Origin of the sequence: Streptantibioticus silvisoli (assembly GCF_027947535.2) — a bacterium.
In the GTDB taxonomy this organism is placed as follows: Bacteria; Actinomycetota; Actinomycetes; order Streptomycetales; family Streptomycetaceae; genus Streptantibioticus_C; species Streptantibioticus_C silvisoli.
Genome location: NZ_JAAGKO020000021.1, coordinates 82,488 through 96,057 on the forward strand (window position 1 = coordinate 82,488; position 13,570 = coordinate 96,057).

Here is a 13,570-nt window from a genome sequence, read left to right on the forward strand (position 1 = left end):
GCGTGCGTCGCTCACGCCGCTCCCCTTCCCGTCACCAGCGCGTGCAGCACGGCGGCCGACTCCGCCACCGTCTGTTCGTGGGTCAGCAGCCGCAGGTCCGGGTCGACGGGGACGTCGTAGGGGTCGTCGACGCCGGTCAGGCCGGTCAGGTCACCGGCGGCCTGCTTGGCGTAGAGGCCCTTCACGTCGCGGACCGAGCAGACCTCGACCGGTGTGGCGACATGCACCTCCAGGAACGCGGTGCCGCGCGCGGCGTGGTGCTTGCGGACTGCCTCGCGGCTGTCGGCGTACGGCGCGATGACCGGCACCAGCACCAACACACCGTTGGAGGCGAGGAGTTCGGCGACGAAGCCGATCCGGGTGACGTTGGTGTGCCGGTCCTCGCGGCTGAACCCCAGCCCGGCGGACAGGAATTCGCGGATCTCGTCGCCGTCCAGCACCTCCACCCGGCGGCCCTCGCCGGTCAGCCGGTCCGCCAGTGCGCGGGCGATCGTCGTCTTGCCGGCGCTCGGCAGCCCGGTCAGCCACACGGTCGCCCCGGTGGTGTCGTCCATCGTCCGGTCCCCCTCGGTGTTCTGACGGCCCGTCACAAGTGCAGTCCGCACTCGGTCTTGCCGCGCCCGGCCCAGCGGCCGGCCCGCGCGTCCTCACCCGCCAGCACCCGCCGGGTGCACGGCGCGCAGCCGATCGAGGTGTAGCCGTCGTCCAGCAGCGGGTTGGTCAGCACGCCGTGCTCGGTGACGTAGGCGTCCACGTCCTGCTGCGTCCAGCGGGCGATCGGGGAGATCTTCACCTTGCGGCGCCGGGCGTCCCAGCCGACGACCGGGGTGTTCGCCCGGGTCGGCGACTCGTCGCGGCGCAGCCCGGTCGCCCATGCGTCGTAGTGCGCCAGCCCCTGCGCCAGCGGCTCGACCCGGCGCAGCGCGCAGCACAGGTCGGGGTCGCGGTCGTGCAGCCGCGGTCCGTGCTCGGCGTCCTGCTCGGCCACCGTGCGGGCCGGCGTCACGGTGATCACCCGCACGTCCATCACCGCGGCCACCGCGTCGCGGGTGCCGATGGTCTCCGGGAAGTGGTAGCCGGTGTCGAGGAAGACCACGTCGACGCCCGGCCGCGCCCGGGAGGCCAGATGGGCCACCACCGCGTCCTCCATCGACGACGTCACGCAGAACCGCGAACCGAACGTCTGCGCCGCCCAGTTCAGGATCTGCGGCGCCGTGGCGTCCTCCAGCTCCCGCCCGGCCGTCTCCGCCAGGTCGCGCAGTTCGTCGTCGGTGCGTATCGCCGCGTCCGTCATTCCCCGCCCCTGCCGTCGGTCCGGGCCGTCCCGGTCTCCTCGCCGCCCCGGCGCAGTCCGCGGGCCAGCAGCCCGAGGAACTTCAGCTGGAACGCCCGGTTGCACGCCGCGCACTCCCACGCGCCGTGCCCCTCCTCGCTGGGCCGCAGGTCCTCGTCGCCGCAGTAGGGGCAGTAGAACGGCGCCGCCCGCTCGCTCATGACCGCCTCCCGGCGCGCTGTCCACCGGTCATGACAGCGCCTCCTCGGGAGCCCGCGCGGCCCAGGTCGCGAAGCGCTCGCCGTCGGCCCGCTCGGAGCGGTAGCGGCGCAGCACCCGTTCGACGTAGTCGGGCAGTTCCTCGGAGGTGACCTTCAGGCCGCGCACCTTGCGCCCGAAGGCGGGGTCGAGCCCGAGGGCGCCGCCGAGGTGGACCTGGAAGCCCTCGACCTGGTTGCCGTCGCCGTCCAGCACCAGCTGGCCCTTCAGGCCGATGTCGGCGACCTGGATGCGGGCGCAGGCGTTGGGGCAGCCGTTGACGTTGATGGTGACCGGCTCGTCGAAGTCGGGCAGCCGGCGCTCCAGTTCGTCGATGAGCGAGGCGCCGCGCGCCTTGGTCTCCACGATGGCCAGCTTGCAGAACTCGATGCCGGTGCAGGCCATCGTGCCGCGCCGGAACGGGGACGGGCCGACCCGCAGGTCCAGCGACTCCAGCGCCGCCACCAGCGAGGCGACCTGCGACTCCTCGACGTCCAGCACGAGCATCTTCTGCTCGGCGGTGGTGCGCACCCGCCCCGAACCGTGCTCCTCGGCCAGCCCGGCGATCTTGCCGAGCGTGCTGCCGTCCACCCGCCCGACCCGCGGCGCGAAGCCGACGTAGAACCGGCCGTCCTTCTGCCGGTGCACCCCGATGTGGTCGCGCCACCGCTCGGCCAGCTGCTCGGGTGCCGGGCCGTCGACCAGGTTCCGCTCGAGGTACTCGCGCTCCAGCACCTCGCGGAAGCGGTCCGCCCCCCAGTCGGCGATCAGGAACTTCAGCCGGGCGCGGGTGCGCAGCCGGCGGTAGCCGTAGTCGCGGAAGAGGGAGACGACGCCCTCGTAGACGTCCGCCACCTCCTCCAGCGGCACCCAGGCGCCCAGCCGCACGCCCAGCCGCGGGTTGGTCGACAGACCGCCGCCGACCCACAGGTCGAAGCCGGGGCCGTGCTCGGGGTGGACCACGCCGACGAAGGCGATGTCGTTGATCTCGTGCGCCACGTCGAGCATCGGCGAACCGGAGATCGCCGACTTGAACTTGCGCGGCAGGTTGGAGAAGGCCTTGTTGCCGATGACCCGGCGCTGGATCTCCTCGATCGCCGGGGTGCCGTCGATGATCTCGTCCTCGGCGATGCCGGCCACCGGCGAGCCGAGGATGACGCGCGGGGTGTCGCCGCACGCCTCGGTGGTGGACAGGCCCACGCCCTCCAGCCGCCGCCAGATCTCCGGCACGTCCTCGATCCGGATCCAGTGCAGCTGGATGTTCTGCCGGTCGGTGATGTCCGCGGTGCCGCGGGCGAACTCCTCCGAGACCTGGCCGATGACCCGCAACTGCTCGGTGGTCAGCCGGCCGCCGTCGATGCGCACCCTGAGCATGAAGAACTTGTCGTCCAGCTCCTCGGGCTCCAGGATCGCCGTCTTCCCGCCGTCGATCCCGGGCTTGCGCTGGGTGTACAGCCCCCACCAGCGCATGCGTCCGCGCAGGTCGGCACCGTCGATCGCGTCGAAACCCCGGTGGGCGTAGATCGTCTCGATCCGCGTCCGCACGTTGAGACCGTCGTCGTCCTTCTTGGTCTGCTCGTTGGCGTTGAGCGGCGTGAGGTGCCCGGCGGCCCACTGGCCCTCACCGCGGTGGCGGCTCGCCTTGCGGCGCGGGGCAGCGGCGTCGTGCGGCTTTTCCGGCATGGTGGCCATGGGGTGCGAGTCCTTCTGCGGCTGCGGTGCGGTAACGGAACACGTTACGAAGGCGGCCCGACCCGCGGATCACGGGCGCGGGGCGTCGCGCGTCCGCTGTGACGTGGGCGTGGTGGCAGGTCGGCGCTGGACGGTCAGCTCACCGGACAGATGGCGCTGGACATGCGGCCGTGGTCGACGTGCAGCCGACAGACCAAGGCTATTCCAGTGCGAGACATGACGGAAGCGTGGCACGGCAAACTCCGGCCAGTCCACCATTGTCCACATCATGGACGTTCGTGTCTCACTGCGTGAACGTTATGTGGCCTGGCTCACGCCGGGCCGCGAGCGCCGTCCGACCGGTCCCCGGCGGCCGGCCCGCCTTCCGCTTCCCGCCGCACGTCGAAGACCCGGAAGCCGCGCCGCCGGTAGTTGGCGAGCGCGTGCGGGCCGTCGAGGCTGCACGTGTGCACCCACACCCGCCGGGTGTCCGGCCGGTCCGGCGCGCGGCACGCCAGGTCCCAGGCGCGGGCGGTGCCGTACGACAGCAGGTGCCCGCCGATCCGCCGGCCGCGGAACTGCGGCAGCAGACCGAAGTAGGTGATCTCCACCTGGCCGTCGTCCTGCGGGTCCAGTTCGAGGTAGCCCGCCGGGGTGCCGTCCTCGTACGCCACCCAGGTCTCCGCGCCGGGCCGCTCCAGGAACTCCCGCCAGCGCTCCGCCGGCCACTCCAGCCGGTCGGTCCAGCTGACGTCGCAGCCCACCGCCGTATAGAGGAACCGGCTGAACGCCACCGACGGCACCCCGGCCCGCACGATCCGCACCCCCGCGGCCGCGTCCGGTTCCGCCGCCGGCGCCAGATCGCCCGGCGAGGTCTGCTCCAGGGACCACGTGGTCACGGTGACGTCGCTCATGCGCCTCACCCAACCACGCGGCCGGCGCGACGGGACGGGTGGGGCGGGGGTGGGGGCCCGGCGGGCGGCGGGGTGCCGGGCGTGCGGCGTGGTGGCGTGCGGTGGGAGCGGATGGCGGGGCGGCGGTGCCGTGGCCGGCGGGTGCCGTGTCCGGCGGTGCCGGCGGGTGCCTTCGGCGGTGGGCCCGGGGAGCCGTCAGTGGACCGCCGTCAGCCGGGCGAAGACCACGACGTTGCTGTCGTAGCCGGTCTTCTTGGTGAATCCGCCGCCGCAGGTGATGACCCGCAGTTCGGGACCGCCGAGGTCGCCGTAGACCTCGTCGCCGGGGAAGGAGTCCTTGGCGAAGACCTGGACGCCGTAGATGGTGAAGACGGCCGTACTGCCGTCCGAGCGGGTGACCTGGACCGTGTTGCCCTTGTGCAGCGCGCCGAGGCCGTAGAAGACGGCGGGCCCCTGCATGTTGTCGACGTGCCCGTCGATGACCGCGGTGCCGCGCTCGCCGGGGGAGGGGCCGTCGGTGTACCAGCCGGCCAGGTTCTTGTAGGCCGGCGGCGGCGCGCCGATGCCGCCGTCCGGCTCGGAGGCGACCGTGGTGAGCGGCGCGTTCACCCCGAGCGCCGGGATGCGGACCTCGGTCGGCGCGGAGAACGCCAGCGGCGCCGGCGGAGCGGACGGCTGCGGTGTGGCGGGGGCGGGGGCGGGGTCGGGGTCGGCGGGTTCGCCACCGAGCGGAGCACCTGCCGTCGCGGCGCCCACCGCCGGAGCACCCACCGCCGGGGCGTCGGTCTGCGGGGTGCCGGCGGCCGGCCCGGTGGCGACCGCGTCCGGCGCGTCGACCGCGCCGGGCTGCGGGGGCGGGGTGCCGTCGCCACCGTGCCGGATCATCGACACCGCCATGAACGCGGTGGCCGCGATCATCAGCGGAACCGTGTAGCGCCGCCCTGCCGGCCGCTGTCCCTCATCCGTTGTGTCGCCGCCGGCCACGACCGCCTCCTGGGTTGCTCGACGGGGGCCGGCCGGCCGCGGGATCGCTCCGCCGGCCGCCCCTCTCACTGCCGGTGACGCTAGTTCCGGGCCCCGGCGGCAGCGACCGATGACGGGCGAACGGGTGGCCTCACCCCGGGGGAGCGCCGCTGTCCGGGTGATCATGAACGGCCCCGGCGGCGGGCCGCTTGACCCCGCTGACCTGGGCATCAACGGCTGGGCGGGGGTGGATTGCTGATGATCTGACGGTCGGTCTGCGGATGCGGCGTCAGCCGGGCCGGGTGAATCTCGTCGTGGAAGCGCACCCCCCGACTCGGGGCAAACCGCCCCAGGCGCTCCCATGGAAGGGACTCCCAGATGTTCGTGACTCGCGCACTCGCCGCCACTGCCCTCGCGGGCATGGCGTTCGGCCTCTCCGCCCCGATCGCCTTCGCCGACGACTTCACCCCCTCCGCCTACTCCTACGGTGACTGCGGTCACCGCGGTGGCCACGAGCACGGCCGTGGCGACGACCGCGGCAACGACCGCGGCCGCGGGGACGACCGTGGCAACGGCCGCGGCGACGACCGTGGCGACCGCGGCGACGGTGGCGGCCGGATGGGCGGCGGAGACGACTCCGCCAACCAGTACAACGACAGTGAGCAGGCGTGGGCCGGCGACGACGGTGGCCGTGACGGCGACCGCGGCGGCCGTGGTGGCGACCGTGGCGACCGCGGCGGCGACCGTGGCAACCACGGCCGCAGTGGCTACTGCGCCCACCACCCCTCGCACGGTGCCGACACCGGCCTGGGCGGCAGCATCACCGGCATGAACACCACCCAGACCGCGCTCGGTGGCGGCCTTCTGGCCACCGCGGTCGCCGGTGGCGGCGTGTACCTCAAGCGTCGTCGTCCGGGCGCCGGCATCTGACGTCACCACGGGTACACCTGACGTAGCGGTCGGCCGCCCCCTCGCCTCCGGGTGAGGGGGCGGCCGCACGTCGTCGGGCGGTCCGGCCGGTCGTGCGGTCGGCCGGTACGGGCAGCCCCGGCGGTACCGGCGGTCCCCGCGATCCGGCCGGTCCCGGCGGCCGCGGCGAACAAATAGGTGGATAAGCCTTTTATCGCACCCCGGCGACGTACCCTGGAACGTCAGAGCGCGTTCCGGTGTGGTGGTCGGGGGGAGAATCGGATGACCGATCCGACAGGATTCCTCAGCACCGCACGCCGCTCCCGCCCGCGCCGGCCGGTGCCGGAGCGGGTGGCGGACTGGCACGAGGTCCACCAGGGCCAGGAACTGCTGCCCATCGTCGGTGCCCAGGCCGGGCGGTGCATGGACTGCGGGATCCCCTTCTGCCACAACGCCTGCCCGCTGGCCAACCTCATCCCCGAGTGGAACACGCTGGCCTACCGCGACGACTGGGACACGGCGGTGGAACGCCTGCACGCCACGAACAACTTCCCCGAGTTCACCGGCCGGCTGTGCCCCGCCCCCTGCGAGACCGGCTGCGTGCTGGCGATCAACGCCGACCCGGTGACCATCAAGGACGTCGAGCGCGCCATCGCCGACCACGCCTGGGACGCCGGCCTGGTCCGCCCGCTGCGGCCCGGCAAGCACACCGGCTTCTCGGTCGCCGTCATCGGCTCCGGGCCCGCCGGGCTCGCCGCCGCCCAGCAGCTGACCCGGGCCGGCCACGACGTCGAGGTCCTCGAACGCGCCGACCGGCTCGGCGGCCTGCTGCGGTACGGGATACCGGAGTTCAAGCTGGAGAAACGCCACATCGACCGCCGCATCCGCCAACTGCGCGCCGAGGGAACCGTCTTCAGGACCGGCGTCACCGTCGGCGTCGATGTGTCCGCCGACGAGCTGATGGAGCGTCATGACGCCGTCATCGTCGCCACCGGTGCCGGTGCGTGGCGTGAACTGCCTCTGGCCGGGCGGGAGTTGGCAGGCGTCCGGCAGGCCATGGAGTACCTGCCGCCGGCCAACCGGGTCCAGCAGGGCGACCTGGCCGCCTCACCGGTCAGCGCACGCGGCAAGGACGTGGTCATCGTCGGCGGCGGCGACACCGCGGCGGACTGCCTGGGCACCGTGGTCCGGCAGGGCGCGGCCTCCGTCGTCCAGCTCGACATCCGCCCGCGCCCGGGGACGCGACGGGCCGACGACGAGCCCTGGCCCGTCCACCCCCGGGTGCTGTCCACCTCGGCGGCGTACGAGGAGGGCCGGGTGCTGTCCCGGCGGCCCGGCGCGCCGGACGTGCGGGTCTTCTCCGCCGCCACCCTGCGGTTCGAGGGCGACGACACCGGACACGTCACCGCGCTGCGGATCGCTGACGCCGACCCCGGCACCCGCCGCCCCGCACCCGGCACCGAACGCGTCCTGCCGGCCCAACTCGTCCTGCTCGCCCTGGGGTTCACCGGCCCCGACACCTCCGACGGGCTGCTCGCCCAGCTCGGCCTGCGCCTCGCCCCCGACGGCTCCTTCGCCCGCGGCGACGACTACGCCGCCCTCACCACGGACGACGCCCCGGCCCCTTCCGGCCCGGGCGAGGACGGTACGGGGACGCGGGAGGGCGGTGCGGGATCGTCGCGCGGCGGTGCGGGAGCGCCGGCGGGTGCCACGGCACCGTCGACGGACGGCGCGGGGGCTGCGGCGTACGGCACGGCGCCGCCGGAGGGCCCCGCGACACCGCCGGCCAGCGGCACGGGAGCGCCGGGAAGCGGCCCGGGGCCGGCCGAGGACGCGACCGCGGAGCGCCGTACCGCCGGCCGTCCTGCCGTCTACGTCGCCGGGGACGCCGGGCGCGGTCAGTCGCTGATCGTGTGGGCCATCGCCGAGGGCCGGTCCGCGGCGGCGGCCGTCCACCGCCGGCTCACCGGTGAGCCGGACCTGCCCGCCCCGGTCCGCCCCTGCGATCGTCCGATGGCGGCGTGAGCCCGCGCGCGGCCAGCACCGCCGGCGCGGTGGAGAACGGCAGCAGGTCCCGCGGGTCGGCCGGCCGCAGCAGCCGCACCGGGGTGGCCTCGGCGAACCGGTAGGGGCGGTGGTCCAGGACGGCGCCCAGGTGGCGGCGCAGCCGGGACAGCTCGGCGCGGACGGTCACCGCCCGGCCGGTGTCGCCGAACAGGTCGGCGGCCAGCTGGGCGGCCGTGCTGCCCTCGGGGCGCAGCGCCAGCGCGAACAGCAGTTCGGCGTGGCGCGGGCTGAGCGGCCGGGTCCACGAACCGGAGGGACCGTGCACGCTGACCGACCACGAGCGGGCCGACGTCAGATCGACCACGACCTGTCCGGCGCCGCCCGGCGCCTCGTCCGCGTCGGGGAAGCGGATCAGCCAGCCGCCCGGCAGCGGTTCCAGCACGCAGCGGCCGAGCGACGGCAGCCACGTCCGGCCCGCGACCGGATCGGCGGGCAGCGCGATCCGGCCGGCCGGCGGCATCCCGGTCACCGCCGCGGTCCACCCGTCGCGGTCGACCGCCACCGCCCGCCCGCCGATCCGGGCCAGCAGCGGCGCGGCCACCGACCGCAGCCGGTCCACCGCCTCCCAGTGCCGCAGCCGCAGTTCGCCCTCCGCCACCTGGGCCACCGCGCTGACCAGCGCCAAGGTGGCGGGCTGCCGCAGCGCCGCCGGGCTGGCGACGTTGACCACGCCGAGCAGCGAGCCGTCGCGCGGATCGTGCAGCGGGGCCGCGGCGCACGACATCTCGCGCAGGGCGCGCACGAAGTGCTCCCCGGCGTCGACCCGCAGCGGGCGGCGGGCCACCAGGGAGGTGCCGATGGCGTTGGTGCCGGCCGTCGCCTCCGACCACGACGAGCCCTCGAACAGCGCGACCCGTTCGGCCTGCCGCCGCATCCCCCGGCCGCCGTCCCGCCACAGCACCCGCCCCTCGGCGTCGCAGACCACCAGCATCGTCGTCTCGGTGCCGGCCAGCGCCGACAGTCCCTCGCGCAGCGTGCCGAGCACCTCGCCGATCCGGCTGGTGGTCCGCCGGTGCTCCAACTCCTCGGCGCTCAGCAGCCCGTCGGGCGGGCCGCCGCGGTCCGGGTCGATCCCCACCCGCAGCACCCGGTGCCACGACTCACCTATCAGCGGGCGTAGTTGCCCGTTCTGCTTCGCCGACGGGCCCGCATGGTCCATCAGTTGCTGATACGTCAGATTTCCGCGCCGCACCTCGGCCCGGGAGGGCGGGGCCTCGCCGCGCCGAGGGACGTTCGATCGGTTCACCTGCGGTCTCTCCGGTCCGGACGACGCCACGCCACCCCGCGCGACGGCGCCGACCGCCGTGTCCCGCGGGAAGGTTGCAACGTACTGCAACCATTGTGCGGCCGCTCGCCTTTGACGCAGAGTGAACCGGGCTCGCGCCGGCCCTCGCCCCCGGGCGAACCGGTCGTGCGGCCCGGGGTGGTGCCGAGTCGGCGCGGCACCACCCACCCCACCGGGGTCAGTCCAGCGCCGGCCGCGCCCGGTCCACCACCGCGGCCAGGTCCAAGGTGTGCGGCAGGGTGCCGAAGGCGCTGCCCCAGTCGCCGCCCAGCCGGGAGGCGCAGAAGGCGTCGGCCACCGCCGACGGCGCGTACCGCACCAGCAGCGAGCCCTGAAGGACCAGGGCCATCCGCTCCACCAGCCGCCGGGCCCGCCCCTCGACGCCCTCCAGGTCGGCCAGCTCGTGCAGCAGGTCCTTGACGGCGCCGTCCAGCCGGTGGTCGGCGCCGCGCGCCCGGCCGACCTCGGTCAAGAACGCCTCCAGCGCCCGCGGTTCACGGCCCAGCGCCCGCAGCACGTCCAGCGCCTGGACGTTGCCCGACCCCTCCCAGATGGCGTTGACCGGCGACTCGCGGAACAGCCGGGGCATGCCCGACTCCTCGACGTAGCCGTTGCCGCCCAGGCACTCCAGCGCCTCGTAGGCCACCGCCGGGCAGCGCTTGGTCACCCAGTACTTGGCCACCGGCACCGCGATCCGGCGCAGCGCCCGCTCGTGCTCGTCGTCGAGGTCGCAGGAGGCCGCCAGCCGCAGCGCGGTCGTGGTGGCCGCCTCGGACTCCAGCGCGAGGTCGGCCAGCACGTTGCGCATCAGCGGCTTGTCGGCGAGCCGGCCGCCGAAGGCCTCGCGGTACGTGGCGTGGTGCACGGCCTGCGCGACCGCCTGCCGCATGGTGGCCGCCGAGCCGGACACGCAGTCCAGCCGGGTGGCGGCGACCATCTCGATGATGGTGGCCACCCCGCGGCCCTCGTCACCCACCCGGCGTACCCAGGTGTCGGAGAACTCCACCTCGGAGGAGGCGTTGGAGCGGTTGCCGAGCTTGTCCTTCAGCCGCTGCACGGCGAAGGTGTTGCGGGTGCCGTCCGGCAGCACCCGGGGCAGCAGGAAGCAGGTCAGGCCGCCGGGGGCCTGGGCCAGCACCAGGAAGCCGTCCGACATCGGGGCCGAGCAGAACCACTTGTGGCCGGTCAGCGCGTAGGTGCCGTCCTCCGCCAGTGGCACCGCCCGGGTGGTGTTGGCCCGCACGTCGGAGCCGCCCTGCTTCTCCGTCATGCCCATGCCGAACAGCGCGCCGGACTTCTCCGCGGCCGGCAGCAGCTCGGGCTGGTAGACCCGGGAGGTCAGCAGCGGCTCCCACAGCTCGGCCAGCGCCGGCTCGTGGCGCAGCGCCGGCACCGCCGCGTGGGTCATCGACAGCGGGCAGCCGTGGCCGGCCTCCGCCTGGGTCCAGGTGATGAAGCCGGCCGCCCGCCGCAGGTGCCCGTCCGGCCGCGACCAGGCCCCGGTCAGCCCGGCGGAGACCGCGTGCCCGAGCAGCCGGTGCCAGCTCGGGTGGAAGTCGACCTCGTCGATCCGGTGGCCGTAGCGGTCGTGACTGCGCAGCACCGGTTCGTTCGCGTTCGCCTCCTCGCCCCAGCGCTGCGCCTGCGCGGAGCCGGCCGACCGGCCCAGCTCGCTCAGCTCGGTGGTGATCTCGTCGAGGCGTTCCGGCGCGGCGTGCCGCGCGACGCCCTCGGTCAGCACCGGGTCGCCGCCGTATACGTCGTACGCGACCAGCGTCGGGACCTGGTTGGTCACGGTATGTGTGGGGACTGCCATGACAGCTACGGTAGGCAGGTGCAGGCCGACGATGGAACACCCCCACCGCCTCCGGGTCGCAGCCGCCACCCCCGCGCCCGCGCGGTCCTGCGCGGTCTGCGGCAGCGCCGGATGCTCCGGCTGCTGGTCAAGGACACCTTCCACACCTGCGTGGAGTACCGGGTCACCGGGCTCGCGGCCGAGGCGGCCTTCTTCGTCCTGCTGTCGCTGCCGCCGCTGCTGCTCGGCCTGGTCGGCGCGCTCGGCTACCTCGACGAGGCGGTCGGCGCCGACACCATCGACCACATCCGCGACAACATCCTGAGCGCGTCGGCCACCGTCCTGTCCGACAACGGCGTGGACCAGCTGGTGCGCCCGCTGGTCGACACCGCCTTCCGCGGCGGCCGCCCCGACATCATCTCGCTGGGCTTCGTCATCGCCCTGTGGTCCGGCTCCCGCGCGGTCAACGTCTTCGTCGACACCATCACCATCATGTACGGCCTGGAGGGCCGCCGCGGCATCGTCCGCACCCGGCTGCTGTCCTTCGGGCTGTACGTCGTCGCGCTGATCGTCGGCGCCATCGTGCTGCCGCTGGTGGTGGCGGGCCCGGACGCGGTCCGCGACTGGATCCCGCACAGCGCCGGCACGGTCGAGGTCCTGTACTGGCCGGTGGTGCTGGTGCTGTCGGTGGCCTTCCTGACCACGCTCTACCACGTCTCGGTCCCGGTGCGCTCGCGCTGGCTGGAGGACGTGCCCGGCGCGCTGGTGGCGCTGCTGATGTGGGTGCTGGGCAGTTTCCTGCTGCGCATCTACCTCGAGCACGCGGTGGAGGGCCCGACGATCTACGGTTCGCTGGCCGCGCCGGTCGCCGTCCTGCTGTGGATCGGCGTCTCCGCGTTCGCGGTGCTCATCGGCGCCGCCGTCAACGCCTCCATCGACCGCGTATGGCCCTCGGCCGCCACCGCCACGGCCCGCGCGGAGCGGGCGGAACGCGGGGCCGCCGACGGGGGCGACGGCGGCGGGGGCGCCGAGACCGGTGCGGCCGGTGCCGGGGATGCGGCGAAGGGGTCGGCGAAGGGGCCGGCGGAGGACGGGGCGGACGGTCGCCGGGGCGGTCGGGACGGCGGCGAGGGGGCCGGTGGAAAACCGGTGGACGGCCCCGGGGGCGACCGGTAGCGTCCCTGTCGTCCCAGGTCAGTGGGGCATACGTTCAAGGTGAGTTGGGAGGTGCGGACCATGGCCGTCACCCTGCCGGACGCCGCCCGCGTCCGTTCGAGCCGTTCTCCCCATCTCGTTGCCTCGAAGGGCTTCCACCGTGAACACCCCGATCTCCCTGTCCGCCTACGGCTGGGACGAACAGCGCGCTGACGCCTTCGCCCCGCACGCCGCGGCAGGACTCCTCCCGGCCCGCGTGCTGCGGGTCTTCGGCACCCTGTGCGACGCGGTCACCGCGCACGGCACGGTCCGCGCCGACCTCACCCCGCTCAGCGCCCGCGACCCGCTGGACTGGGTCACGGCCGGCGACTGGGCGGCGCTGGACGCCGCCGGCGACCCGGCCGTGCTGCGCGCGCTGCTCCCGCGCCGCAACGTCATGGTCCGCAGCACCTCCAGCAAACGCTCCGAGGGCCAGGTGCTGGCCGCCAACGTCGACCGGGTGGTCATCGCGGTGGCCGCCTGCGGCGACGTCGACCTCGGCCGCGTCGAACGCTTCCTCGCCCTGGCCTGGGAGTCCGGTGCCGAACCGCTGGTCGTGCTCACCAAGTGCGACCTGCTCCCCGAGCCCGGCCTCGGCCAGCTGGTCGCCGACACCGCGGCGGCCGCGCCCGGCGTGACCGTGCTCGCGGTCAGCGCCGCCACCGGCGCCGGGACGGACGTGCTCACCGCCGCGCTGTCCGGCGGCACCACGGTGCTGATCGGCCAGTCCGGCGCGGGCAAGTCCACCCTCACCAACGCCCTGGTCGGCAGCCGGGCCCAGGCGGTCAACGACGTCCGCGACGCCGACGGCAAGGGGCGGCACACCACGACCACCCGGGACCTGCTGCCGCTGCCCGGCGGCGGCTGCCTCATCGACACCCCGGGGGTGCGCGGGGTCGGCATGTTCGACGCCGGCGACGGGGTCGGGCAGGTCTTCGCCGAGATCGAGGAGTTCGCCGCGCGCTGCCGCTTCCACGACTGCGGCCACACCGCGGAACCCGGCTGCGCGGTGCTGGCAGCCGTCGGCGACGGCACGTTGCCGGTCCGACGGCTGGACAGCTACCGCAAACTGCTGCGTGAGAACGCGTGGATCGCCTCGCGCACCGACGCCCGGCTGCGGGCGGAACAGCGCCGCGTGTGGAAGCGGCGTTCCGCCGAGGGCCGGCTGACGGGCGAGGCCAAGCGCGGCGAGCGTCAGGGGCGCGCGGGACGCGCCGGGGACGGCCGCCGCTGACGGATGG

At 74.6% G+C, this 13,570-nt stretch carries 12 protein-coding genes; 4 read left to right on the forward strand and 8 right to left on the reverse strand.

Annotation, left to right across the window (positions count from 1 at the left end; translation table 11 throughout):
* Positions 1 to 11: 11 nt before the first annotated feature.
* The 6 genes from cysC to POF43_RS16040 form a co-directional block, all read right to left on the reverse strand.
* A complete protein-coding gene (cysC, locus tag POF43_RS16015; RefSeq protein ID WP_271313066.1) occupies positions 12 to 554 on the reverse strand; it encodes an adenylyl-sulfate kinase in 543 nt (180 codons plus the stop codon).
* Positions 555 to 586: 32 nt separating this feature from the next.
* Positions 587 to 1,294: a phosphoadenylyl-sulfate reductase gene (locus POF43_RS16020; protein WP_271313065.1), complete on the reverse strand. Its 708-nt coding sequence runs from the start codon at positions 1,292 to 1,294 to the stop codon at positions 587 to 589.
* The gene (locus POF43_RS16025; RefSeq protein ID WP_271313064.1) at positions 1,291 to 1,494 is read right to left on the reverse strand and encodes a hypothetical protein; all 204 of its coding nucleotides are present in this window, start codon (positions 1,492 to 1,494) and stop codon (positions 1,291 to 1,293) included. The genes POF43_RS16020 and POF43_RS16025 overlap by 4 nt, the downstream gene beginning before the upstream one ends.
* Before the next feature lie 28 nt (positions 1,495 to 1,522).
* Positions 1,523 to 3,223 carry a nitrite/sulfite reductase gene (locus tag POF43_RS16030; RefSeq protein ID WP_271322494.1) on the reverse strand — a complete coding sequence of 567 codons (1,701 nt, stop codon included), beginning with the start codon at positions 3,221 to 3,223 and terminating at the stop codon, positions 1,523 to 1,525.
* A 311-nt stretch (positions 3,224 to 3,534) separates the two neighbouring features.
* Positions 3,535 to 4,116, reverse strand: coding sequence for a GNAT family N-acetyltransferase (locus tag POF43_RS16035; RefSeq protein ID WP_271322493.1), 582 nt, complete (start codon positions 4,114 to 4,116; stop codon positions 3,535 to 3,537).
* A gap of 195 nt (positions 4,117 to 4,311) precedes the next feature.
* Positions 4,312 to 5,034 carry a class F sortase gene (locus POF43_RS16040; protein ID WP_282704610.1) on the reverse strand — a complete coding sequence of 241 codons (723 nt, stop codon included), beginning with the start codon at positions 5,032 to 5,034 and terminating at the stop codon, positions 4,312 to 4,314.
* Positions 5,035 to 5,457: 423 nt separating this feature from the next.
* On the opposite strand from POF43_RS16040, the gene POF43_RS16045 reads away from it, so the two are divergent.
* Together POF43_RS16045 and POF43_RS16050 are read left to right on the forward strand one after the other, a co-directional pair.
* Complete coding sequence (locus POF43_RS16045) at positions 5,458 to 6,009, forward strand: GVDTG sorting domain-containing protein (RefSeq protein ID WP_271315449.1); 552 nt, start codon at positions 5,458 to 5,460, stop codon at positions 6,007 to 6,009.
* Between the two features lie 261 nt (positions 6,010 to 6,270).
* The gene (locus POF43_RS16050; RefSeq protein WP_271323962.1) at positions 6,271 to 8,013 is read left to right on the forward strand and encodes a glutamate synthase subunit beta; all 1,743 of its coding nucleotides are present in this window, start codon (positions 6,271 to 6,273) and stop codon (positions 8,011 to 8,013) included.
* On the opposite strand, the gene POF43_RS16055 is transcribed toward POF43_RS16050, so the two are convergent.
* Positions 7,952 to 9,214: a helix-turn-helix domain-containing protein gene (locus tag POF43_RS16055; protein WP_271323963.1), complete on the reverse strand. Its 1,263-nt coding sequence runs from the start codon at positions 9,212 to 9,214 to the stop codon at positions 7,952 to 7,954. The genes POF43_RS16050 and POF43_RS16055 overlap by 62 nt on opposite strands.
* A gap of 304 nt (positions 9,215 to 9,518) precedes the next feature.
* On the reverse strand, positions 9,519 to 11,156 hold the full coding sequence (locus tag POF43_RS16060; protein ID WP_271323964.1) for an acyl-CoA dehydrogenase family protein: 1,638 nt from the start codon (positions 11,154 to 11,156) through the stop codon (positions 9,519 to 9,521).
* A gap of 18 nt (positions 11,157 to 11,174) precedes the next feature.
* Between POF43_RS16060 and POF43_RS16065 the strand changes: the two genes are divergently transcribed.
* Together POF43_RS16065 and rsgA are read left to right on the forward strand one after the other, a co-directional pair.
* A complete protein-coding gene (locus POF43_RS16065) occupies positions 11,175 to 12,311 on the forward strand; it encodes a YihY/virulence factor BrkB family protein (RefSeq protein ID WP_271323965.1) in 1,137 nt (378 codons plus the stop codon).
* A gap of 139 nt (positions 12,312 to 12,450) precedes the next feature.
* Positions 12,451 to 13,563, forward strand: a complete 1,113-nt coding sequence (gene rsgA / locus POF43_RS16070) for a ribosome small subunit-dependent GTPase A (protein ID WP_271323966.1) — start codon at positions 12,451 to 12,453, stop codon at positions 13,561 to 13,563.
* The last annotated feature ends 7 nt before the right edge of the window (positions 13,564 to 13,570 follow it).

Excerpts from the sequence above, each read along its gene's own strand:
- cysC (WP_271313066.1), bottom strand. The coding sequence starts at position 554 with ATGGACGACACCACCGGGGCGACCGTGTGGCTGACCGGGCTGCCGAGC.
- POF43_RS16045 (WP_271315449.1), top strand. The coding sequence starts at position 5,458 with ATGTTCGTGACTCGCGCACTCGCCGCCACTGCCCTCGCGGGCATGGCG.
- POF43_RS16025 (WP_271313064.1), bottom strand. The coding sequence starts at position 1,494 with ATGAGCGAGCGGGCGGCGCCGTTCTACTGCCCCTACTGCGGCGACGAG.
- POF43_RS16035 (WP_271322493.1), bottom strand. The coding sequence starts at position 4,116 with ATGAGCGACGTCACCGTGACCACGTGGTCCCTGGAGCAGACCTCGCCG.
- POF43_RS16050 (WP_271323962.1), top strand. The coding sequence starts at position 6,271 with ATGACCGATCCGACAGGATTCCTCAGCACCGCACGCCGCTCCCGCCCG.
- POF43_RS16060 (WP_271323964.1), bottom strand. The coding sequence starts at position 11,156 with ATGGCAGTCCCCACACATACCGTGACCAACCAGGTCCCGACGCTGGTC.
- POF43_RS16055 (WP_271323963.1), bottom strand. The coding sequence starts at position 9,214 with ATGGACCATGCGGGCCCGTCGGCGAAGCAGAACGGGCAACTACGCCCG.
- POF43_RS16030 (WP_271322494.1), bottom strand. The coding sequence starts at position 3,223 with ATGGCCACCATGCCGGAAAAGCCGCACGACGCCGCTGCCCCGCGCCGC.
- POF43_RS16020 (WP_271313065.1), bottom strand. The coding sequence starts at position 1,294 with ATGACGGACGCGGCGATACGCACCGACGACGAACTGCGCGACCTGGCG.
- POF43_RS16040 (WP_282704610.1), bottom strand. The coding sequence starts at position 5,034 with ATGATCGCGGCCACCGCGTTCATGGCGGTGTCGATGATCCGGCACGGT.